This is a genomic window from Bacteroides xylanisolvens (assembly GCF_018289135.1).
In the GTDB taxonomy this organism is placed as follows: domain Bacteria; phylum Bacteroidota; class Bacteroidia; order Bacteroidales; family Bacteroidaceae; genus Bacteroides; species Bacteroides xylanisolvens.
In genome coordinates this window covers 2,088,876-2,109,690 of the sequence record NZ_CP072216.1, presented here as the reverse complement: position 1 = coordinate 2,109,690, position 20,815 = coordinate 2,088,876, and the positions used below count along the sequence as shown (strand labels likewise).

The 20,815-nt window shown below is 41.0% G+C and carries 18 protein-coding genes and 1 pseudogene; 4 read left to right on the top strand and 15 right to left on the bottom strand.

All coding sequences use genetic code 11. From position 1 onward, the window contains the following. Positions 1 to 159: 159 nt before the first annotated feature. The 10 genes from INE92_RS09030 to INE92_RS08985 all read right to left on the bottom strand — a co-directional run bounded on the left by INE92_RS09030 (position 160) and on the right by INE92_RS08985 (position 12,099). Positions 160 to 2,259 carry a cytochrome c biogenesis protein CcsA gene (locus INE92_RS09030; protein ID WP_008640653.1) on the bottom strand — a complete coding sequence of 700 codons (2,100 nt, stop codon included), beginning with the start codon at positions 2,257 to 2,259 and terminating at the stop codon, positions 160 to 162. Between the two features lie 19 nt (positions 2,260 to 2,278). Further along, positions 2,279 to 3,433 (bottom strand): Rid family hydrolase, encoded by a 1,155-nt coding sequence (locus tag INE92_RS09025; protein WP_008640652.1) that lies wholly within the window; start codon positions 3,431 to 3,433, stop codon positions 2,279 to 2,281. A gap of 20 nt (positions 3,434 to 3,453) precedes the next feature. Next, a complete protein-coding gene (locus tag INE92_RS09020) occupies positions 3,454 to 4,167 on the bottom strand; it encodes a c-type cytochrome (protein WP_008640651.1) in 714 nt (237 codons plus the stop codon). 23 nt (positions 4,168 to 4,190) lie between these two features. Then, entirely contained in the window at positions 4,191 to 5,405 is a 1,215-nt protein-coding gene (locus tag INE92_RS09015; protein WP_015530945.1) for a porin, read from the bottom strand. A 27-nt stretch (positions 5,406 to 5,432) separates the two neighbouring features. Further along, the gene (locus INE92_RS09010) at positions 5,433 to 6,863 is read right to left on the bottom strand and encodes a di-heme oxidoredictase family protein (protein WP_008640649.1); all 1,431 of its coding nucleotides are present in this window, start codon (positions 6,861 to 6,863) and stop codon (positions 5,433 to 5,435) included. Positions 6,864 to 6,973: 110 nt separating this feature from the next. Beyond that, the gene (locus INE92_RS09005) at positions 6,974 to 8,128 is read right to left on the bottom strand and encodes an imelysin family protein (RefSeq protein WP_008640647.1); all 1,155 of its coding nucleotides are present in this window, start codon (positions 8,126 to 8,128) and stop codon (positions 6,974 to 6,976) included. Positions 8,129 to 8,154: 26 nt separating this feature from the next. Beyond that, positions 8,155 to 9,495, bottom strand: a complete 1,341-nt coding sequence (locus INE92_RS09000) for a hypothetical protein (RefSeq protein WP_015530947.1) — start codon at positions 9,493 to 9,495, stop codon at positions 8,155 to 8,157. Positions 9,496 to 9,886: 391 nt separating this feature from the next. After that, the gene (locus tag INE92_RS08995) at positions 9,887 to 10,249 is read right to left on the bottom strand and encodes a DUF2023 family protein (RefSeq protein ID WP_008640645.1); all 363 of its coding nucleotides are present in this window, start codon (positions 10,247 to 10,249) and stop codon (positions 9,887 to 9,889) included. A gap of 33 nt (positions 10,250 to 10,282) precedes the next feature. Next, positions 10,283 to 10,789 carry a flavodoxin FldA gene (fldA, locus tag INE92_RS08990; protein WP_008640644.1) on the bottom strand — a complete coding sequence of 169 codons (507 nt, stop codon included), beginning with the start codon at positions 10,787 to 10,789 and terminating at the stop codon, positions 10,283 to 10,285. A 134-nt stretch (positions 10,790 to 10,923) separates the two neighbouring features. Then, on the bottom strand, positions 10,924 to 12,099 hold the full coding sequence (locus tag INE92_RS08985) for a phosphoribosylaminoimidazolecarboxamide formyltransferase (protein WP_008640643.1): 1,176 nt from the start codon (positions 12,097 to 12,099) through the stop codon (positions 10,924 to 10,926). Positions 12,100 to 12,309: 210 nt separating this feature from the next. On the opposite strand from INE92_RS08985, the gene INE92_RS08980 reads away from it, so the two are divergent. The 4 genes from INE92_RS08980 (at position 12,310) to INE92_RS08965 (ending at position 15,414) form a co-directional block, all read left to right on the top strand. Continuing rightward, entirely contained in the window at positions 12,310 to 13,014 is a 705-nt protein-coding gene (locus tag INE92_RS08980; protein ID WP_032841758.1) for a hemerythrin domain-containing protein, read from the top strand. Beyond that, complete coding sequence (locus INE92_RS08975) at positions 13,004 to 13,615, top strand: helix-turn-helix transcriptional regulator (protein WP_008640641.1); 612 nt, start codon at positions 13,004 to 13,006, stop codon at positions 13,613 to 13,615. The genes INE92_RS08980 and INE92_RS08975 overlap by 11 nt, the downstream gene beginning before the upstream one ends. Positions 13,616 to 14,066: 451 nt before the next feature. Then, complete coding sequence (locus tag INE92_RS08970) at positions 14,067 to 14,438, top strand: ISAon1 family transposase N-terminal region protein (RefSeq protein ID WP_008640050.1); 372 nt, start codon at positions 14,067 to 14,069, stop codon at positions 14,436 to 14,438. Positions 14,439 to 14,478: 40 nt separating this feature from the next. After that, positions 14,479 to 15,414 carry an ISAon1 family transposase gene (locus INE92_RS08965; RefSeq protein ID WP_007483769.1) on the top strand — a complete coding sequence of 312 codons (936 nt, stop codon included), beginning with the start codon at positions 14,479 to 14,481 and terminating at the stop codon, positions 15,412 to 15,414. Between the two features lie 272 nt (positions 15,415 to 15,686). Here the strand turns inward: INE92_RS08965 and INE92_RS08960 are convergent, their stop codons facing one another. The 5 genes and pseudogenes from INE92_RS08960 to INE92_RS08940 form a co-directional block, all read right to left on the bottom strand. Continuing rightward, entirely contained in the window at positions 15,687 to 16,334 is a 648-nt protein-coding gene (locus INE92_RS08960; protein WP_008640640.1) for an acyltransferase, read from the bottom strand. After that, on the bottom strand, positions 16,286 to 17,233 hold the full coding sequence (locus tag INE92_RS08955) for a glycosyltransferase family 2 protein (RefSeq protein ID WP_004316626.1): 948 nt from the start codon (positions 17,231 to 17,233) through the stop codon (positions 16,286 to 16,288). Before INE92_RS08955 ends, INE92_RS08960 begins: the two co-directional genes overlap by 49 nt. An 11-nt stretch (positions 17,234 to 17,244) precedes the next feature. Beyond that, positions 17,245 to 18,402 carry a sugar transferase gene (locus INE92_RS08950; protein WP_008022882.1) on the bottom strand — a complete coding sequence of 386 codons (1,158 nt, stop codon included), beginning with the start codon at positions 18,400 to 18,402 and terminating at the stop codon, positions 17,245 to 17,247. Positions 18,403 to 18,419: 17 nt separating this feature from the next. Beyond that, a complete protein-coding gene (locus INE92_RS08945) occupies positions 18,420 to 18,785 on the bottom strand; it encodes a response regulator (RefSeq protein ID WP_004300114.1) in 366 nt (121 codons plus the stop codon). A gap of 234 nt (positions 18,786 to 19,019) precedes the next feature. After that, positions 19,020 to 20,807, bottom strand: a pseudogene (locus INE92_RS08940) (LruC domain-containing protein); the annotation flags it as partial. Positions 20,808 to 20,815 lie beyond the last annotated feature (8 nt).

Genomic DNA, 20,815 nt, shown 5'->3' with positions numbered 1-20,815 from the left:
AAAAGAGGGTATCCTTTTGTGAAGTGCACCCTCTTTACCTCTTTTAGAATACATCATCTATTCATATTCCAAAATGAATACATTAATGTTTTTTCAACTTAACAACCAAATAAAAGAAATGCGGGTGAATCACTTCGGCCGATTCTTATGTATGGTGGTTCAGGAGTTTGCATAACTATGCATCCCGCCAAGAACATAATTCACTCCGAAATAAGTCATTAAGACTGTAAGGAAAGCAAGAATCATATAAATATGGAAAAATAAAGGCTTGCGGAAAATGCGCAGGCTTTGTGAATGGAAGGCTGCTCCATATACAAGGAAGGTAATCAGCGCCCATACTTCTTTCGGGTCCCACGCCCAGTATCTTCCCCAGGAAACGTTTGCCCAGACTGCTCCCAAAAAGATGCCTGCCCCTAAAAAGAACGTCGCAGGATAGAGTAGCAAACGGCTGACTAGCGTCAACTGTTCTATCCGGTTATCTTGTCTGTCGTCATTTTCAGAGACATTGTTTTCCGGCTCTTTTTTTCGGAGACATAATGCCAGTATTCCGTTTAGCATGATAAATGCCAATAGGGCATAAGACATCATAATCAATGAAACATGAATGCTTAACCACGGAGAGACGAGCACCGGCATTAATGGCGTTATCTGCGGATTCATTTGTCCCAGATAAGAGACTAACAACGCAAAGCCGGAGAGCAAGAATCCGAATGGAAGTACGAATGAGAATCTTCGATGGAGCAGGCAGGCTACCAAGAGGATGCAGAGTGCCATAAACTGCATGGTTTCGTAACCGTTGCTAAGTGGAATGCGTCCGCCAATATACCAACGTAGGCAATATCCTGCTAAATGGAATATGAAAGCAAGATAGAGCGCAACAGAAAAGAACGCTCCTGCTGTGCGGGTAATCGCTTTGGCTTTCGGTGAGAGTACCCTTCTTCGCAGGCTGTACTGAAGCAGAAGCAGGAAAGACAATACTCCCAATGATAGATTAATCATAAAAAGAATCTTGCTGAACGGAATCCGGTTGTAGAGTAGTTCGGCTTTTATTTCCAGTTCGGAGAGTGGTTGCACGCTGCCATCAGTGGGTAATGGCTGAATGAATGTTCCTTTTTCCAGCATCAGGATCAATCCCACTTTTTCGTCCGTTTCTTGGATGGCTTTGGCGAGTTTGCTACCTTTTCCCTGTTCTTGTTGCCAGGTTTTCTGAAGACGGTAGACCGGACCGTCAAATAAATCGGTTAATCGGGCGTAAGGTGTCTGTAAGTTTAGCAAATGCTGCAACTCTGTATTTTTGATGTATATCAATGGTTCATTTCTCCATACTTCCGGATAGAGTAGCCAGCCACCAATTACCTGTTCAGGCGTCAAACCTTTATATGAAGCTTTGCCTGTCAATTTCTGAATGAAATCGCGCGCCAATGTATTGAATGGTACTACTCGGTCGTGATAAATGACCTGTTCTTGTGCCAAACTGTCTGCTTGTACCCGTTTCAGTGCCGGGAGAAGTTTTTTTTGTGCTTGCATACTACCTGCAAGACAGAAGAGGAACAATAGAAATACACCTCCTTTTTTCAGTAGCGGGTGACTTAGCAGGCGTCGGAAATCGCCATAGCGGGAAAATAATAACCAGATCATGGAGATACCGAGCAGAACATATCCTGCATACGTAACTCCCGTACCCCACGGGTCATAATTGACAGTCAGCCAACTCCCTTTTCCATCATCATCGAAAGATGACTGATAGAAACGGAAACCTTGTAATGTAAATATACGGTTCATTGAAATCTGTTCGTGTGACAGAACATCTTTTTGTCCGGGAAGAGAGTAGGTGATATAACTGATGTAGTCTGCCGGAGCTTCAGTTCCGGGATAGTATGCTATACGAAAACTATCCAGCTGTATTGTGAATGGCAGGTCTGCTTCTCTTCCGCTTTCCGACTCCTGAAAACTACCTGCCGTCACTCCCGGCAGTAAATGTACGTATCCTTTTTTACTGCCGGTAAACGTAATCATGGCCCCCACCAGGATAACGAGGAGGGAGCCATGAAACAACAATATGGGGAACCGTCGCCATAAAGCACGTCGGATGAGAGCAACAAGTGCAATTGCGGCAATAACTCCCCACAAACAACAAAACCAGCATGTATGATATATATTTCTCTCTACAAAATCTGTCCCATACGCTTGCTCTACAAAAGTAGCTGCAGCGAGTAGTCCCACCAGACAGATATATAAGATAATAAGTAACCTTTTCAACGGTATAATCTTTTATGATTTAAAATGGAGCGTACCCCTTGTTCTTACATTCTTTCACTCCCATACATTCCATCTCAATCAACCATCCGGGGCGACATACCGGAGCATGAACAAATACTTTGGGAGTGTGCGGGAAACGTTGGTCATACATTGCTTTAACGACTGCATAGTCGGCTATATCACGCAAATATACAATCATTTGTCCCAAATTTTCAAAAGTGCATTCTGCTTCTTTTAGCAGGGTTTCCACATTTTCCCACATCCGTTCTGTCTGTTTGCGAATGTTGCCGGGATATACCACTTCGCCTTTGTTGTTGATGCTTGCCGTACCCGAAATAAATATCTGGCGGCGGTCGCCATAATCTACATACGTGCCACGTTCAAAACTTACTCCATATTCATAAGTCGGATTCAGGTGGGTAGGTGCATAGAGAAAATGAATCTGTTCCGGTTGTAATCCTGCTACGGCATAAGTATCCATTTGTACCAGTACTTTCGGATCGGCATGGCGACCGCCGATACCGGTGCTGGAAATGTAATGTGTTTTTTCTGTCAGGTTTTGGGTAACGAAAACTTCATTACGCGCTTTCACTACTCCGGCATAATTCACGTCTACATTTTGTACAAAGAACCATGTGCGGATACAATTGTCCGCCAGTCTGCAACCTTGCTCCATGAGTTGCATCACATAGTCGTTCAATAACAGGCGGGTCTGGTATTCCGAATTGGCGGCACGATTGAATGCGCTACCACCCCAAAAGTGGCGGTAGGCACTGTGCTTCACCTCGAAAAGCCCGTTATGCAGGACTTGCGTCTGTACGTCAGTCAACAGATAGACCCATAAGGCAATCTTGGTTCCGTCCAGCGGGGGCTGTTCCACAATGGAAAGTGTGCAGCCCGAACCTTCAGTTGTCAATGCCAATAGTGTATCTGCCTGATTGGCGGCGTCACTTAAGAAATAGCGTTTGAGGATGGCGACTGCTCCTTTCAGTTCTTGGGTAAGTAAATAGTCGTAAGTGTTTAATACTGCATTCAGTTGTTCTTCGTATGTATCTTCCGGTTTAGTAGAATGAATGATGATGTGATACTCTGAAGCTTCTCCTCCTGCATTGTATTTAAAAATCTCTGTTAGTGTCTTTTCAGACTGAATATTCTGTTGTTTTTTGTTGTTCATATCAATTGTATAATAACTATTTATTCTTGTGCGCCGTTATTGATCCAATCGTCAATAAGGGTCAAAATAGGGGATGACAGTATTTCTTTAGAGTGATCGTATCCCCAAGTTGAACTAATAGTGGTATTCAATAATGTATGCAATACACTTTCTTGTGCACTGCCTGGCTTGACAAGTAACATACCGTCTACTTTCTTTGACGGATGGTTGACGAGTGCCTCATAGCTTTTGCCCTCTGTCAGATACAGGTTGCCTGCTGCCGAACTACCTCCACCATGACAGTGGGCACATGTAGTATTAAATACTTTTTCCTGAATGCCATGATACATACCTGCATCCACAGTTCCCACATCCATAAGAATAGTGTCGTCAACTGCCGTAAGATCGTCCATTGACCGAAAGCTGATTACTCGTTTTCTTAATCTATTAATAACGCATAACTCAATAGTGGTTACTTTGTCACTGACTCCTGTCATGGTTACCTGAATCTCATCATTTTCGACCGCCGGAATTGTTTTTGTGACAACGGCATACTCGCTCTCATCACTGAAGCCTGCCACTACAACACTATAACCATCGGGCCATTTATTGATACCACTGATTCTTCCGCTCATTCTCAATGTGCGTCCTTCTTCTGACAGGGTCTCTGTTTTTTCATAAATACGTCCGTCATCACATGACGTGATATATGCCAATAACAGTAGACAGCCACCGAAAAGAATGTATTTTTTCATAAACAAATCCTTTCTTGTGCTATTTAGAATGTATATTGAAGTAGAATACTGGCCGAATGTACTGCCAAACCTAAATCATCGTTATCCCGATCGAGTTGGGTGTCATGACCTTTGCGGGCAATATACTGGTACATAGCTTGTAACTTCAAGTTGCAGTTTTTGAAGAAATAGTTCATGCCTACGGCTGGCATATTCAGGAAACCATTGGTGTCCATTCCGTTACGATTGAAGAAATCATAACGTGCGGCTGCCTGCAGGCGGGGAGCTATAAAATAACCACCTTGTACATAACCGCCCAGGTAATTATATGACTCGGAAATCTTTTGTCTTTTTGTAAAACCTACATTCATATAATAAACTTCAGCACCCAGATAAAGTTTGTTTTTTAGCATTGCAAACTCTAATCCCGCACGATAATCATTGGTACTTTCATTTTCACTTTCTACATTAATAGAAGTAGAAATACCAAACATAATTTTGTCTTCATTCAGCCTGTTCGGATTTCCCTGTGTGGCAGGCATCACTCCCTTCGGCATATAAGTGAAACGTCCGGCATACAGTAAAGACGGAATGTGCCAGTCATCGCTGAATGTCTTTGTCGCGGTGTTGACAGAAGCGCCCGTACCATTGAATAGACCGATTTCATACCCGAATTTGTCAGCCACTAAACCGTGAATCTCTACCCCTAAATCGAATCCGGTGCCAATGTTAGGTGTTACCGCATTCAAGGAGTAGGGGAGGATAACGGGAGCAGTGAGTGATACTGGTAAATTGGGTAACAATGTTTCTCCCAGTGTTGTCAGATAGGCATGTGAGAACGGAGTCTTGAATTTACCGACCCGGATGGCAAATTGCTTTTTCAGCTGAACATCAAACCATGCCTGTTGAAGTAATGCGCCTCCGCTGGCTGCCGCATTGATGGAAAGGTTGAAAGATATTTTATCGAAAGCCTTTCCGGTGAACCCGAGTACAGCGTAAGGAACGGAAAAACCGGAGTTGGCTATGTTATCCTGATTATATGCCTTATCTAGTCCTTCATCGTCGTACCAATTGAAGTTTGCACTGGTTTGTACGAGCAGATAGGGTTTGAATACGAAATCTCCCTTCTTGGTTTCGATCGTGAATCCTTCTCTTCCAGCCAATGATACTACACCATTTTCTGTATCTTCTTCATGTTGCGCCATTGCAGCCAAAGGCATGATGGCAGTCAGCATGGCAATGATTATAAATTTCTTCATAATTGCTTTGTATATACTACTTTTAGTTTAAAGTGAATTTAAAAATGCGATCAGCGCATCGCGGTCTTCTTTACTCATGTTTTTAAATAAGTTCTTCGATGCTTCTCCTTCTCCGCCATGCCACATGATAGCTTCTGTCAGATTGCGGGCACGGCCGTCATGTAGGAAATAAGTATGCCCGTTGACCTTTTCTTGCAGGCCAATTCCCCAAAGAGGGGTAGTGCGCCATTCGTTTCCACGTGCCAGGCCGCTTACGTAGTTGTCATTCAGGCCGACTCCCATAATTTCCGAACCCATGTCGTGTAACAGATAATCGGAATAAGGGTGAATGGTCTGACCGCCCAGCCACGGGAGTTGGGTATTGTTTAATAACACAGTACCGCGTGGTTTGGTATGCAGGGTCGTCACATGACAAAGATGACATTTGGCTTTATAAAAGTTTTGTTCCCCTTTGATTACTTGCGGATCGTTTATATTACGCCGGGCGGGTACGCCGAGACTCTGCATATAGAGATCTACATTTTCCATCTCTTCTGTGCTGACATCCAACTGGTCATAAGAAAGTCCCATCATGCTGCCTTGGTTGACTTGCGTTTGTCCTTCGCAGATTTCTTCCGGATAGCGGCTGTTGGTAACACCCATATCACTGGAGAATCCTAACTCTACCGTTAAATCGGCATGTTGGGCTTTGTTGCCGGACAATCCCAGACATCTTACTCCCCGTTCGGTGATGTAATTACATCGTCCGCTGATTCCATATTCGGGATAATTGCTTTTTGCTGCGAGTGCTTCAATTTCAATGGGATCTAATGCCATCATCTGTCCCATACCTACGTGACGTAATGGAATACGTACGGTGCAAAACAAATCTTCCGGTTTGATCTCTTCGGCATACCATTCGGATATGCTATACTGCGGTTTGCAAAGCGTGTAGGCTTCTCCATCAGGGAAAGAAAATGTTTCGTAAGTGTATTCTACGGATAGTTTGCCTTCCGGTTGTACTCCGTAGATTGCCTGGTCATGAAGCACACGGCCATAATCCTGAAAGAAAGCTCCGTTCTTACGGGATATGTAAACCAGCATGGAGGAGAAACCATAGCTGCCCGATCCGCCCTCTGTCCATAAAGAGGGTTTAGTGCGCCCTGCATTCCGGTGGCAGCTGCCGCACGAGTAACCGGCATAAACAGGTCCGAGACCGCCACCATGCCCGTTGTTGCTTGTACGTACATCGTCATATAGCCTGTCGCCTCGGGTGAAGCGTACGTCATATGCTCCTGTTATCCAATCTGCAGGCGTATCATAAGCAACGGATGAACTCAAGAAAATGGTTGATGTCCCGGCTGACAGGGCATAGCCTTCCGGGATTTCGATATCCAATACGCCAATTCCGTCGTCATCACAGGCTGAGCATGCCAACAGGCAAAAAATAGAGAATGAATATTTTAGAAAGTGATTCATTGTTTATTGACTTTATTTCAATAATATGTTTTAAACATACCAAAGAAGTAAAGGTGGATGATTGACTTCCAACCTTTACTTCTCAATAATATCTTAGCTAAGATAAGTCTTTATTGTACTTTACGTGGTTCACCGTTTTTGTAGAGAAGGAATTCTAATGTGTGGAAACCGCGTACATTCTGTGCCGACTCAACAGCGGCTTCATCATCATTTTCATTCCATTCAAGATCACTCCAGCTTTGAGAATTCAGAATTTGCACGATGGCATTCTGGTCTAAAGGCCAGCTGTCCATGTTAGGATCAAGTCCCATCTCGTCTACCGGACCGAACAAGAAGGCTTCGCTCTTTTCCCATGGCTCACGTGCGGTGATCCAAGCTTCACAGGCTTTATCGAAAGCGCTATTTGACGGGTTGTCTGCAAGAGCTATTACTGCATTGTAGAGAGCATCGTTCTTTTCTTTCAAGCTTTTATAGGTAGGTACTACTACTGCATCTACATATTGCATTACCACAGGATTCAGTACGGCGTCGGTATTGATGTTGTTGGCATTATTGGCAATATAAGATTTTAAGTCATTCTTCAATATACTTTCCAGTTCGGCACAAGCATCCATTGCTGCTACTGTTTCATTACTGGGTATATGATTACGGAAAGGTTGCGGAATATCCTGAATGGCTTTTGCCGCTTTTTGAATGGCATTCTTTACATTAGTATCTAAGGATGGATTAACACCGGCGACTACAGTTGATAAAGAGTTAGCATTTATACTGCCGTCTAAAGAACCGTAATACGCATTCCGGATGGAGTAAATGTTGTTTGTATAATCATCACGTGAATGCCAGCTGTACCAGGATTCCACAGCGTACAATGCTTCTTCTGTATTTCCCGCTTTGTATAAGTTGTACGGATCACCAATCTTGGCGGTACCGACTTCGTTGGCAATTTCCGCGCATTTATCTACGATTTCTTCTACACAGCTCAATGCACTTGCATAAGGAGAACCGTTATGAGCCTTAAAGAGAGAAGCATAACTGTCGCCTCCTTTATAACTTGAGTTCCATGCGTTATAAAGATTGGTTGCATCTGTTTTTAAAAGTGCTGCTACATTTCTCATGTAGTTATGCCAGCTTGATGCGTTTTCAGAAGTGTAATCGATGTTAGCAGGATCTACTGTCGGGTTGTCATCGTCACTGCTACAAGAAGTAGTTGTAAATGCTAATCCCCATATGAGGGCTGCAACATAAAAGAATTTTGTTTTCATCATATAAAAATTAAATAATTGATTATTTGTTATTTCTTGATAAACCATCCTATATAGGCTATTCCAATGGAAAATTCGTTTTCACTGTTATATGCTTTTGAAACGCCAAAAACTTTGTTGGTACCAATCTGACGGGTGGCATAGTCAGCTTTTATCACTAAGTTTGGCAACGCATACCAATTTAATCCCGCTGTCCACATACTTACTTGGCAGCGTTTTTCCATCGTTTGCCCTTTTTCTCCTTTTTCTTGTGGATTGTAGTATTCATAGCGGGCAAATGGATAGATAACCGGAATCTTTTTATTGCCTCCGAAGACTGAGCGGATATTGATACCGGCTTCTGCTGCATAGCTTACAGCATTCTTAGCTACCGGTGCCAGACGACTGTACGGTGATTTATTGGATAACTTGACATTTGCTTGGCTCACTCCCAAAGAGTTTCCTAAATTTCCATATAAAATATTACCACGTGCCGTTACATATTTATTGCGATATTGTGCATCTGCGGTGAAGATTCTTACCGGAATTTTTCCATAGCTTGAATAAGTCTGTTCCTTGTCGGAATTGGCTCCTGCATCTGCGCAATAATAGAATGAGGCACCTACACGTAAGCCGGGAACTCCTTTATAGTCCAAGCGGAATACATATGCGGGAGAAGTGAAATTATCTTCTTCAAAAATTCCCTGTTTACCACTGCCTACCCATGTATTGCGATCGAATCCGTTAGGGTTCAGACCTGCTACAACCATAGCTTGGTAGTCAAAACTGGCATAACCTTTTCCAAAGGAACCAAAGATTTCCAAACCATTTTCATGCCAGGTAGAGGGCAGAAGGGTGGTTTCACCCTCCGGACGTGAAGTTCCGAAGAAATTGATCGGTTCATGGTGTGCGTTGGTCAGTCCTACCGGAACAATAATATGTCCGGCACGCACGTTGAGGGAGCGATGAATCAAACGTGTGATGTGAAATTGCTCAATAGCCACTTCTCCTCCTTTTTCAACTTCGGTTTCGTATTCACCGTTTTCGGTGTTTTCTAATTCGAAAGCTGTACCTGTTCCACCGGATTCAAACTCAATCTCTGCACCGAGTATCCATTTGGAATTAAACTTATAATCAAAAGCTAAAACGAAACGGGGGATTGAAATGGTATTCCTGTTTTTCTTTGGATTACCATCGTTTCCTCCATAGAAACGGTTGATGCCATAATCTTTAAAATTAGCGACCATTTCACCATATCCACCAAAACGGAATTTAGTATAATCTTCTGTAGAAGAAGAATTACTATTTTTGGAAATTTCTTTTGTCTCCTGTGCTGAATTTGAAAGAGAAGGCAGGAGACATAGAATAACGATTGCGGTTATTTTTCTCATCTTTTTAATAATTTTATCGGTTGCAAAGTTAGATGAGGTTAAAAAATGTGGCAATACCTAATACTAGGCATAGTTATTTCTTAAATTCAGTATATGTAGGTAATTTGAGACTAAAGAGTAAAAGAAAGATAAGTATTGAGAGAATAAAAAAGACAAAGGTATATATTAGTGTGGTAATTTTTACTGATATATACCTTTGCCTGTTGTTAATGTGTAGAGTTGTCCTTCTTGTTTATTTCATCATCGCTTTTGTTTGTATTTGAGTGAATCGTTTCCTTCACAACCAGTCTTTTTGGATATATCTACCATCAGGAAATTGCTCTTTTCAGAAACGATCCGACTCAAGACAAACTACATACAAACAAAGCTAAACTTATGCTAAGGTTATTGCTTAAACTGCCATCTTTATACCTTCTTTTTTGCTGCAATACCGTTTGCACTGCTGGCAGAGGTCATATCCCAGCATGGCCCCCAAAATAAAGTCTTCTTCGGCTGTCAGTTGATTTAAGGGGCGAATGATGATATGCCGCATGGCTTCCATACATTCAGGCTTTCCAAAGAACAGGTTGATTTTATTGGTGCCTACTTCCTGTATCATATAACTGATCTTTTGATTTTTCAATCGGCGGATGGCAAATTCTTCGTGCTCTTTACTCATTGTATAAAGTACCATGTTGCGTACGCCTTTCTTAAACTCATAAATGTGATTAAGAAAAATCCGGATTTCGCCGGGGATGATTCTTTCAGTTGCCATGATGCAAAGTATTCTTTTTATGTTAAGGTAAAATTAGCTGATTTCTTGTTTCACTTGTTCAACCCATGCGCTGATACGTTCGTCTGTCTTATTGTCTTCATTGACTTCGTCAAGCGGAAGCCCTACAAACTTGCCGTCTACAACAGCGATAGAAGAGTCGAATGTGTAGCCTGCAGTGTCTGTTGCTCCACAGAATTTACAATGGGTATCTTTCAAGTCTTCATAAAGAATACCTATTGCGTCACAGAAAGTGTCGCTATACGAGTCAGAGTCGCCGCAACCGAACAGGGCTACAGACTTATGAGATAAATCGCATTTTTTTAAAACTTTTACTCCATCATACCAGTCGTCCTGAAGTTCGCCTGCTCCCCAGGTAGAAGAGCCGAGCACCAATACGTCATATTCATTGACTAATGCCTCTGTTAGTTTGGAAACATCAAATACATGTGCCGAGGGTACATCTAATTTTTCTGCAATTCGGTGGGCAAGGTCTTCTGTTGTTCCGGTTGTGGAACCATAAAATACACCAATTTTATTCATCTTTGATTCGTTTTTAATGTAACGCTGCAAAGATAGAGGGTCTTGAAGAAATAGGAAATCCCCATTTATAATGGAAGATTTGTTTCCTTCTCATTATAAATGGGGATGTATGGAATAAAAAAAGTCGATATTTTTTAATGGTGGAACAAGCGGATGCCTGTAAATGCCATTGCCATATTGTATTTGTCGCAAGTTTCAATCACATGGTCATCACGTACGGAGCCACCCGGTTGTGCAATGTAGCTGACGCCACTCTTATGTGCGCGTTCTATATTATCTCCGAATGGGAAGAATGCGTCTGATCCTAAAGCTACGCCTGTCATTGTATCCAGCCATGCCCGTTTTTCTTCACGTGTCAGCACTTCCGGCTTTTCTGTGAAGAACTGTTGCCAAACACCGTCTGCCAATACATCGTCATAATCCTCCGAGATGTAAACGTCAATTGTGTTGTCACGATCTGCACGACGGATTTTCTCAATCCATGGCAAGTTCATCACTTTCGGATGTTGGCGTAAATACCAGATATCCGCTTTGTTTCCTGCCAGACGCGTGCAGTGGATACGTGACTGTTGACCTGCACCAATACCGATCGCCTGTCCGTCTTTGGCATAACATACCGAATTGGATTGCGTATATTTTAAAGTGATTAAGGCAATGATTAAGTCACGTTTTGCATCAGCAGGGATTTCTTTGTTTTGCGTAGGCATCTCTTTCAAAAGACTCTCATCAATTTTTAATTCATTTCTTCCTTGTTCGAAAGTTACTCCGAATACATCTTTGTGTTCGATAGGGGCCGGACGGTATGCGGGATCTATCTTTATTACATTGTAAGTCCCTTTTCTTTTATTCTTCAGAATTTCCAGCGCTTCGGTTGTGTAGTCGGGGGCAATTACGCCGTCGGACACTTCACGGTTGATAATACGTGCTGTTTCTTCGTCGCAAGTGTCGGACAATGCGATGAAATCTCCGTAAGATGACATACGGTCTGCGCCACGTGCACGTGCGTATGCTGTGGCCAATGGGGACAGCTTCATGTCATCTACGAAATAAATCTTTTTCAGCGTGTCGCTCATTTCTACCGCAACGGCAGCACCCGCAGGGCTGACATGTTTAAAAGACGCGGCAGCCGGCAGTCCGGTAGCTTCTTTTAGTTCTTTCACTAATTGCCAACTGTTGAACGCATCCAGCAGATTGATATAACCGGGACGTCCATTCAATACTTCGATGGGGAGTTCTCCTTCTTTCATGAAGATACGGGCAGGCTTTTGATTAGGGTTGCAGCCGTATTTCAGTTCGAGTTCGTTTGCCATTTTATTAAATATAAAATTACGAGTTACTAATTACAAATAGATAGCGACAAAATTACTAAAAAAAGACTAGCTTGCCTAAAGTTGTGCCACAAAATAGTAGCATATAATTAGTATTTGCTAACGAATGAGGGCATAAAATACCTATAAATGATGATTGTATTTCAGCAAAATATTCCGTTTCTTTGCAATCTCTAATATATAATAGGTATGATGGATAATTTACAGAAATACAAGCCAACTGATAAGATGATCGATCTCATCAGCGATAATTATTCTTTGTTGCAAGTGATGAGTCGTTTTGGACTTTCGTTGGGATTTGGTGACAAAACAGTCAAAGAAGTTTGTGAACTAAATGGAGTGGACTGTCGGACCTTTCTGATTGTTGTCAACTTTATGGCCGAAGGCTTTTCCCGGCTTGATGGGGATAAAGATGATATTTCCATACCTGCATTGATTGATTATCTGCGGCAGGCGCATATTTATTTTCTTGATTTTTCTCTTCCGGCTATTCGTCGTAAACTGATCGAGGCAATCGACTGTTCGCAGGACGATGTCGCTTTTCTTATTCTCAAGTTTTTTGATGAATATACGCGGGAAGTGCGTAAGCACATGGATTATGAAGAGAAAACCGTCTTTAAGTATGTCGATTCATTGATTAAGGGAAATGCTCCCAAAAACTACCAGATCAGTACCTTTTCCAAGCATCACGATCAGGTAGGGGAGAAGTTGACAGAACTAAAAAATATCATTATAAAATATTGTCCTGCCAAGGCAAATGAGAATCTTCTGAATGCGGCTCTTTTTGATATATATGCTTGCGAAGCCGGACTGGAATCTCATTGCAAGGTGGAGGATTATATTTTTGTTCCTGCTATTCTGAACTTGGAAAGGAGGATGAGGGAAAATGAAAAATAACGAAGTCGTTCGAATTGCTATTGCAGAAACTTCTGTGATTATTCGTGGTGGATTGACTGCTGCATTGAAGCGTCTTTCCAACGTAAAAGTGCAACCGATAGAATTGCTGTCTGTTGAAGCTTTACACGATTGTGTCCGGACGCAATGTCCTGAGATGTTGATTGTCAATCCTGCTTTTGGTGATTATTTTGATGTCGCTAAATTCCGGGAGGAAATATCCGGTAAAAGGATACGTTTAATAGCCCTGGTTACTTCTTTTGTAGATGCTTCATTGTTGGGTAAGTATGATGAGTCTATTTCAATATTCGATGATTTGGAAACTCTTTCCAAGAAAATAGCCGGTTTATTGAATGTTGTTTCTGAAGAAGAAGAGATGGATAATCAGGATACACTCAGTCAGCGGGAAAAAGAAATTGTCATCTGTGTGGTGAAGGGGATGACGAATAAGGAAATAGCGGAAAAGCTGTTCTTGTCGATTCATACCGTTATCACGCACCGGAGGAATATTAGCAAAAAATTGCAAATACATAGTGCTGCCGGTTTGACTATTTATGCTATTGTAAATAAGCTGGTTACGTTGAATGATGTGAAAGATTTATAGCCTGCGAAAGTGTTATAAAATACAAAACCGTTTGCGCACACGAAAAATGTTCGTACCTTTGCAAAGCAGTTGAGAAATTGCTGTTAGTTTATAAAGGTAAAAGAAAATATTAAAAAGGTATTAGATTAGACATTTTAAGGTATTAAAAGTTTTTTAGTTTATTCAATAGGATAAGTTTTTAATAGAAGGTAAAAGGATAACAATAGGTAAGAGGTTTTTAGGTAAAAAGAAGATTAGTTTTCAGGAAATTTGAGGTACTATGGAAAAGCCTTTTGGCTTTTCTGATGTAGTGGCGAGTGATTCTATAAAAAGAATTAGCTCGTTTTTTTTATGTATACAGCTTTAAGTATGTTGCAACATAGTGGGTTGAATGGAAAGTATTATTTAGCTATATAATAAGGGCTCAGTCTGAAACCTTGGGGGATTGCGTTAAAATTCTTATTTTTGCATCATGAAAACATCCTCTTCCCAAACGATTGATCCTGTTGCTTCTTTAAGCTTGTTCTTGCCTTCAGGAATCCTTGATTACTTTACCCTAGTCAATCATGTTTCTCAGGATACTTGCTTTATTCTTTATTTAGAGGAGAAAGCCACTATTCCTGCTGAGTACTCTGATCTCCATCTTCACTCAAAAGGTTTCCTCCCTGAGATTGAAGTTCAGGACTTCCCTATCCGTGGTAAAGCCGTTTATTTACGTATCAAGCGTCGTCGCTGGGAAGATCCATCCACTGGGCAGACATATAGTCGTGACTGGAGTTTGGTAGCCACCGGTACTCGCATAACCGCTGAGTTCGGTGCTTTTTTAAAAGAATTACTTAGATAATCACGCCGTTAGCTGCCAAAGTGTAGCAGAGCATTACTGTATGGATGGCAAACAGCTTCAAAGCCAATATAAAGATCACCTGAGTGACTTCCAGAATTGGGATCAGAGAGCACATGCCCAAGAGTATATCCTTTATCCAAAGAATATGGGTTATCGCCTATGTATTGACGAAACGGCTTTGAGCAAGGGAGATCTTTATACCATCTTAATAAATAGAGATAAGCGAGGTAGGAAAGGTTCTATTATAGCTGTAATTCAGGGCACTAAAGCCGATGATATCATTGCGGTACTTACAAAGATGCCACAGGAGCTGCGTAATCAAGTCAAAGAAATTACACTGGATATGGCAGGGAGCATGCAAAAGATTGCGAAAACGTGCTTTCCACGTGCCATGCAGGTGATTGATAGGTTTCATGTACAAAAACTTGTATACGAAGCTGTACAAGAATTGCGTATTACATATAGATGGCAAGTGATAAAAGAGGAGAATAAAGCCATGAAAGCGGCAAAAGAGAAGGGGGAAGTACATAAAGCAGAAGAACTCGAAAACGGAGATACACTCAGGCAATTATTAGCCAGAAGCAGATATTTATTATTTAAATCACCTGATAAATGGACCAAGAGCCAGAAAATCAGGGCAGAATTACTTTTCAAGCAGTTTGAAGATATTAAGCATGTATATTACTACTCATTGGAGTTGGGAAAGATCTTTTCCACAAACTATGACAAGGATGTAGCAAGAGCAAAGCTGGCACTATGGTATAATAAGATTGAAGAATATGGATACGATACATTCACAACAGTAGCAAACTCTATTGAGAACCATTATGAAAGGATTTTGAACTTCTTTGTGAACAGGAGTACAAATGCAGCAGCGGAAGCATTTAATGCTAAAATCAAAGCATTTAGGGCATCATTTAGAGGAGTAGTGGATATGAGCTTCTTCCTTTTTAGGCTAGCAAAGGTATATGCATGAAGGGAATTGACTAAACTTAATCCCCCAAGAATTACAACTGAGCCATAATAAGGGCTATCGACGAATATTTTCATTGGGTCTTGTAGTTAGGGGGGAGAATAAAAACAAAATCCCGACGAAATCGCTTCGGCAGGATTCTATTTCATTTTTTACTTAAATGTGGCTACGTAATAAAATTATGACTAATTAATTCAATTCTGATACTGCAAAGATAGTGCGTTTCAGTATGTGTCACAATCACCTTTATGAGGTATATTATGTAGTGGTTCTCACTATTTATAGTTAGTAGCAGGTGTTTTCTCTACTTTTTTCCATTCTTTAGTCTCGAAATCATATGCTTTTATGATTCTTGCAGGGCATCCGGCGCATATAGAATAAGGTGGAACAGAATGACTGACTACGCTCCCGGCAGCGACTACGCAATGTTTCCCTAAGGTTACTCCTGGTAGAATGACTGAGTTGGCGCCTACCCATACATCATCTTCAATGATAACAGGCAGTGTGCTGACTCCTTGTTCATCAATCATCTTTTCCGCATCCTGATAATTGTGGTTGAGTCCTGTGACTGTTACATTCTGTGCCAGATTGACGTGGTTGCCGATATGAACCGGACCTATGATTGTATTTCTTAATCCGATGCGTGTATAATCTCCGATTGTTAAGTCGCCAACTGCATTGTTCAGACAGGAGAAATCTTCGACAACAGAATATTTTCCCAAGAAGAACCGGTTGAAAGGAGGGAGGTCTTTGCGGACACTCCGGTAGATGACAGAACCCTTTCCACGTTTCAGGTATATGAAATCGAAGAGCCGTATCCACCAGTTGGGGCGAGTTTTAACGGGATGCATGATGAAACGATGCACAGCCTGTTTCAAGCCGGGGTTTTCTTTAATTCGTTGTTTAAGTGTTTTTTTCTCCATATTGAATGTTTTTTCTTCTTTTTGTCTTCTACCAGATAATCAGGGATTGCCAGGCTGTAAGTGATTAATAGACCGAAGAGTGCGATCCACCATCCGAATGATAAGGTCCAATTGTATACGGTTATCAACGAAGCCCAAACGCTTACGAAGATACATAATTTAAGTGGAGAAGGTGTCAATTGTTGTACGATCCGGTTGCAGAAACTCCAGTTTCCCTCAAATATGGAAGAGAGTAAGTAAGAAGTCGTTTTCCGGATACGTTTCCGATAAGGGCAGACCGGAGCGGATTGGCAGTAAACAATTACGTCCGGTAGGTAGTCAATGTATATATTCTGTCGGAATAACTTTCGCTCAATATTGGTTTTGGAACTTTTCATGTTCTTTTGCAGCCATTTCAGATCGATTACCATGTTGGTTCCAAGCAAATAGGATGATAGTCCGAATTGTGTATTACCGGCTCTGCAAAGGCTGTTTTTTATTTCTTCACGTATGGCACAGAAGTGATTACGGAAACCTTTGTGGTTTTCTATCACCGTATGTAGCTGGACGGCTTGTATACCAGCATCGTATGCATTGTATATTTTGTCCAGAAATTGCGGAGATAAAGCAGATGCTGTATGGGATAGAAAGAGAACCAGATCGTAGTGCTCTGGGTCTAAACTGTGGATTGTCTGATGCAGATCGCTGTATGTGATAAACTCATATGATTCTTCTTTATATATATATGGAAGAAGGCTTCCTTCTGGAACGAGAATGGCGCAACGATATGCTTTTTGAGCTTTAGGGTAAGTGATATGTTTGCAATGTGAAGCTACGGCCATCACAAAGAGGTATAGCAGCAAAAGCCCTGTACAGAAGAATATCAGGTCATCTATTATGTAGATATAAGAGTCTATCATCTGGAAGGAGATTATACGTTCTCTTTTTGAATGAATGCAGTAACTGTTTTCAGAATAATCTTTATATCCAACCAGAAAGAGAATGTCTTTGCATAGGTAATATCCAACTGCTTACGTTCTTCGGCAGAAAGTTTACCGGCTTCACCTCTTTTCTCTACCTGCCATAAACCGGTCAATCCGGCCGGACCCATGAAACGGTCGATGTGCTCATCGCTTGTCAGCAATTCGGCTTCATAGAGTGGGAGAGGACGGTTGCCTACTATTGACATATCCCCCTTTAAAATATTAATAAGCTGAGGTAATTCGTCAATACTATATTTACGGATAATGCGTCCTATCTTTGTTATTCGCGGGTCATTTTCCAACTTAACGAAAGCATTGCTTTTTTCTTTGGACTTCTTGTTGATGTAGTCTTCTTCGGAGATTACGAAATCGTCCGATATCAGGAGGATTTCTTCTTCGTCGGCTTCTTCATTAATATCCGGTTCCAGTTCTTCCCCCCAGATATCCTCATCTTCCTGTTGATACTGGTTAAGAGCATTGAAATCCTTTAAATGCTTGTCGGCATCAGTGTACATCGAACGGAATTTAAGGAAGTCGAATATCTGATAGTTACTTCCTACTCGCTTGGATTTGTAGATAATGGGGCCCTTGCTTTCTAACCGGATAGCTAATGCAGTAAATATTAGGAGAGGAGAAAGGCATAATATCGCCATTCCCGAAAAGAATATATCAAAAGTTCGTTTCCATAAAGGCAACCGGAAAGCATTAATATTTTGTGTTTTAAGCTGAAGTGCCTTTATTTTCTGATCTTTTCTTCGTTTAAGGAAAGTCGATAAGTCCTTTAAAGCCTCTTGGCTCGTTTCATATTTGATTGTATTGTTAATGCCGGCTTTAAGATATTCGGATGCTTCTTCCTTAGACAAGGAATCGATGACGAGTATCATATAAAGTCCCGGATATTTTTTGCGCATGTATTGGATATCTGCAATATCTTGGGATAAGTTCACCTGTTCGAAAAATAGGGCTGCGTCATATTTTTCGCGTATTTTCTCCAATACTTTGACAGCTTTGCTACAATTGGACGCAGCATAGAATACCCCAATACTTAGTCGGGAGAGTAGTTCTATTGTTTTGCTATCTCTGCCTATATAAACAAAATATTGCATGTGTAGAAGACCCGGTATTAGTCAATAATCTTTTTGATTCGGATTTTGAGTTCCAATGGGTTGAATGGTTTCAGGATATAGTCTTCTGCTCCCTCTTCCAGTAGTCTGATTCTTTCCGTTGTACTTTCTTCGCTGGATAACATAACGATAGGAATTGATTTGAATAATTCATTGTTCTTCATGTATCTTAAAAATTCATCACCCATCATAAGAGGCATACGAATGTCTGAAATAATGAGGTCAGGTACATTGCCTTCATTAAGCCATTCTATTGCTTTGATGGGATCTTCCAAATAGGTAAAATCATACTCTTTTCCTAGATACACACCGGCCACTTTTCCGATTGTCGATTTATCGTCGACTAGTAATATTTTTTTCTTCATACGAATAGACCTTTCTATCGCTTGCTTTGTTATTTGATTTATTGATTGAGATTGTTGTCACATTATATTTGTGATACACTGCAAATATAGATATTATTTTAGAATAATCTCCATTCTGGAGAGTAAAATTCGTGATATATGTTTTTTTTCTATTAATTGCGACTAACAGTATCTTGATGAAAAAACACGGATTTCAACTTTCATGAAATCCGTGTTGATGATTGACTGTTTGGCTTATTTATAGACTCTTGATGAATCAAAAGTTTTCCACCATTCTTCATTCTTAGTACCGCCACTTGTTACCCAACTTTCGAACAGCGAGTAAGCAGATTTGATATTCACATATTCCAAAGGCCATTTGAAGTCTGTCGGAACCATGATTCCCCATGCCAGGTTGTCTTTACTGATGTAATATCTTTTGCGGGAAGTAGAGCTATCGTCGTTGTTGCCTCCGAACAAGTCGGTATTTGCTAACTTAGTGGGTTGGTAACCGACGATATGGATCTCTTTACGTTGGTTTCTGTTTCCTTCTACGAAGATGAACACATTCAGTTTGTTGATATTAAGCTCATCCACAGAAATAGGGTTGCTGAACTTGATTGTGAAACTGATATTTTTAGGATTCGTATTGGCAGAATGATCTTTAATGGTATTAATCTGTTCGTAACGGTCTCTTCCCAATGCGTTGTGAGCATCGTCAAATAATGGGATAACAGCATAGTCCTGGCCGTTCTCAATCTTATTACTATTCACATTAAAGTTTTTAGCAAGAGAGTTATCACTGAACACCACCGGTTGTGTGATAGCACTGGCAGGAACACCGTCCAGCATGATAGCAGCTCCGATGCTCTTCGTAGCTCCGGCAGCCGATAAATCAAGACTTAGCGTGAACTCTTCTGCCTTATTATCCTTGTTGATGGAAATCTTTCTTTCTTTGATAATCAAAACAAGGTCGTTCATATCGTAATCTCCATATAAAGGCCACTGGTCTTCAAATAGATAAGCGTAATTACGAGTATCATCCATGATGATCGGGAATTTAGGATCTTCTGGTTCTTCTCCTTCATTTCCATTATTCTTAGTACCCGTGCAGACATCTATCACGACTTTGGATTCTCCCATTTTAGTGAAGTATGCGCCATTTTGTACATGGAAGTTGTTCCAATGTGGGCTTTTTTCAACATGATTATCACATTCAATAACTAAATTTCCGTCATACGTAAAACCTTGTCCGGTTATAACCGGAGATTTTATCATAGAAGTATTTTCGCCTTTTCCGTAAAATTTAGCATGAGCCGTATTCATGTAAATACTTGTAGTTGCATCCAGCATAGAACCATTGCTCAAGTTGACTGTCCCATTAACAAACTCCATCGTAGGAGCTTTTAAATATCCTTGGGTAAAGTTGAATGTTGCTCCGTTTGCATAGAAAGAAGTTGTGGCTTCCAGGCTGCAAGCATTGTTGAATGTTGTATTGATGAGGCTGATGGTTGTAAATCTCATGATGTTGTTATTGGTAGCAACAGCATTAGAATTTGCAATTAATTTCTCTCCATAAATCTCTCCGTTATTTTCCAATGAGAAATTAGCTGGCAGATTTAATTCATCTTCCAGCTCGATCTTATTGTCATTCACAATTTTTGTGTTAGAGTTGATCGAGATATTTTTGCTTGATATGGTTCCTTTGTTGTAGAGCGTTGCACCGGAATGTAGAGTCATGGTGTTTGTCACAGCCAGTGTCCCCCAGTTTCTTAATGCAGCAGGCGCTCCATTGGTGAATGATACATCGTCTGCGTTTACTTCTCCTTTTTCCATGATAGTCAGCATGGAGTTTCTGATGAACGTCATGGTTCCTGATGCATTAATTTTTGCATTGTTCATCACAATGATTTCAATTCCGTTCTGGAATTGGAAAGTTGCAGGAATAGTCCATTGGGCATCTACATAAACTCTGGTTGCAATATCACCGTCATATCCGTCAAATTTGAATATACCATTATAGTCAGAGGTGATTTTGTAATTAGTCGTCC

Excerpts from the sequence above, each read along its gene's own strand:
- INE92_RS09025 (WP_008640652.1), bottom strand. The coding sequence starts at position 3,433 with ATGAACAACAAAAAACAACAGAATATTCAGTCTGAAAAGACACTAACA.
- INE92_RS09020 (WP_008640651.1), bottom strand. The coding sequence starts at position 4,167 with ATGAAAAAATACATTCTTTTCGGTGGCTGTCTACTGTTATTGGCATAT.
- INE92_RS09015 (WP_015530945.1), bottom strand. The coding sequence starts at position 5,405 with ATGAAGAAATTTATAATCATTGCCATGCTGACTGCCATCATGCCTTTG.
- INE92_RS09010 (WP_008640649.1), bottom strand. The coding sequence starts at position 6,863 with ATGAATCACTTTCTAAAATATTCATTCTCTATTTTTTGCCTGTTGGCA.
- INE92_RS09005 (WP_008640647.1), bottom strand. The coding sequence starts at position 8,128 with ATGATGAAAACAAAATTCTTTTATGTTGCAGCCCTCATATGGGGATTA.
- INE92_RS09000 (WP_015530947.1), bottom strand. The coding sequence starts at position 9,495 with ATGAGAAAAATAACCGCAATCGTTATTCTATGTCTCCTGCCTTCTCTT.
- INE92_RS08995 (WP_008640645.1), bottom strand. The coding sequence starts at position 10,249 with ATGGCAACTGAAAGAATCATCCCCGGCGAAATCCGGATTTTTCTTAAT.
- fldA (WP_008640644.1), bottom strand. The coding sequence starts at position 10,789 with ATGAATAAAATTGGTGTATTTTATGGTTCCACAACCGGAACAACAGAA.
- INE92_RS08985 (WP_008640643.1), bottom strand. The coding sequence starts at position 12,099 with ATGGCAAACGAACTCGAACTGAAATACGGCTGCAACCCTAATCAAAAG.
- INE92_RS08980 (WP_032841758.1), top strand. The coding sequence starts at position 12,310 with ATGGATAATTTACAGAAATACAAGCCAACTGATAAGATGATCGATCTC.
- INE92_RS08975 (WP_008640641.1), top strand. The coding sequence starts at position 13,004 with ATGAAAAATAACGAAGTCGTTCGAATTGCTATTGCAGAAACTTCTGTG.
- INE92_RS08970 (WP_008640050.1), top strand. The coding sequence starts at position 14,067 with ATGAAAACATCCTCTTCCCAAACGATTGATCCTGTTGCTTCTTTAAGC.
- INE92_RS08965 (WP_007483769.1), top strand. The coding sequence starts at position 14,479 with ATGGATGGCAAACAGCTTCAAAGCCAATATAAAGATCACCTGAGTGAC.
- INE92_RS08960 (WP_008640640.1), bottom strand. The coding sequence starts at position 16,334 with ATGGAGAAAAAAACACTTAAACAACGAATTAAAGAAAACCCCGGCTTG.
- INE92_RS08955 (WP_004316626.1), bottom strand. The coding sequence starts at position 17,233 with ATGATAGACTCTTATATCTACATAATAGATGACCTGATATTCTTCTGT.
- INE92_RS08950 (WP_008022882.1), bottom strand. The coding sequence starts at position 18,402 with ATGCAATATTTTGTTTATATAGGCAGAGATAGCAAAACAATAGAACTA.
- INE92_RS08945 (WP_004300114.1), bottom strand. The coding sequence starts at position 18,785 with ATGAAGAAAAAAATATTACTAGTCGACGATAAATCGACAATCGGAAAA.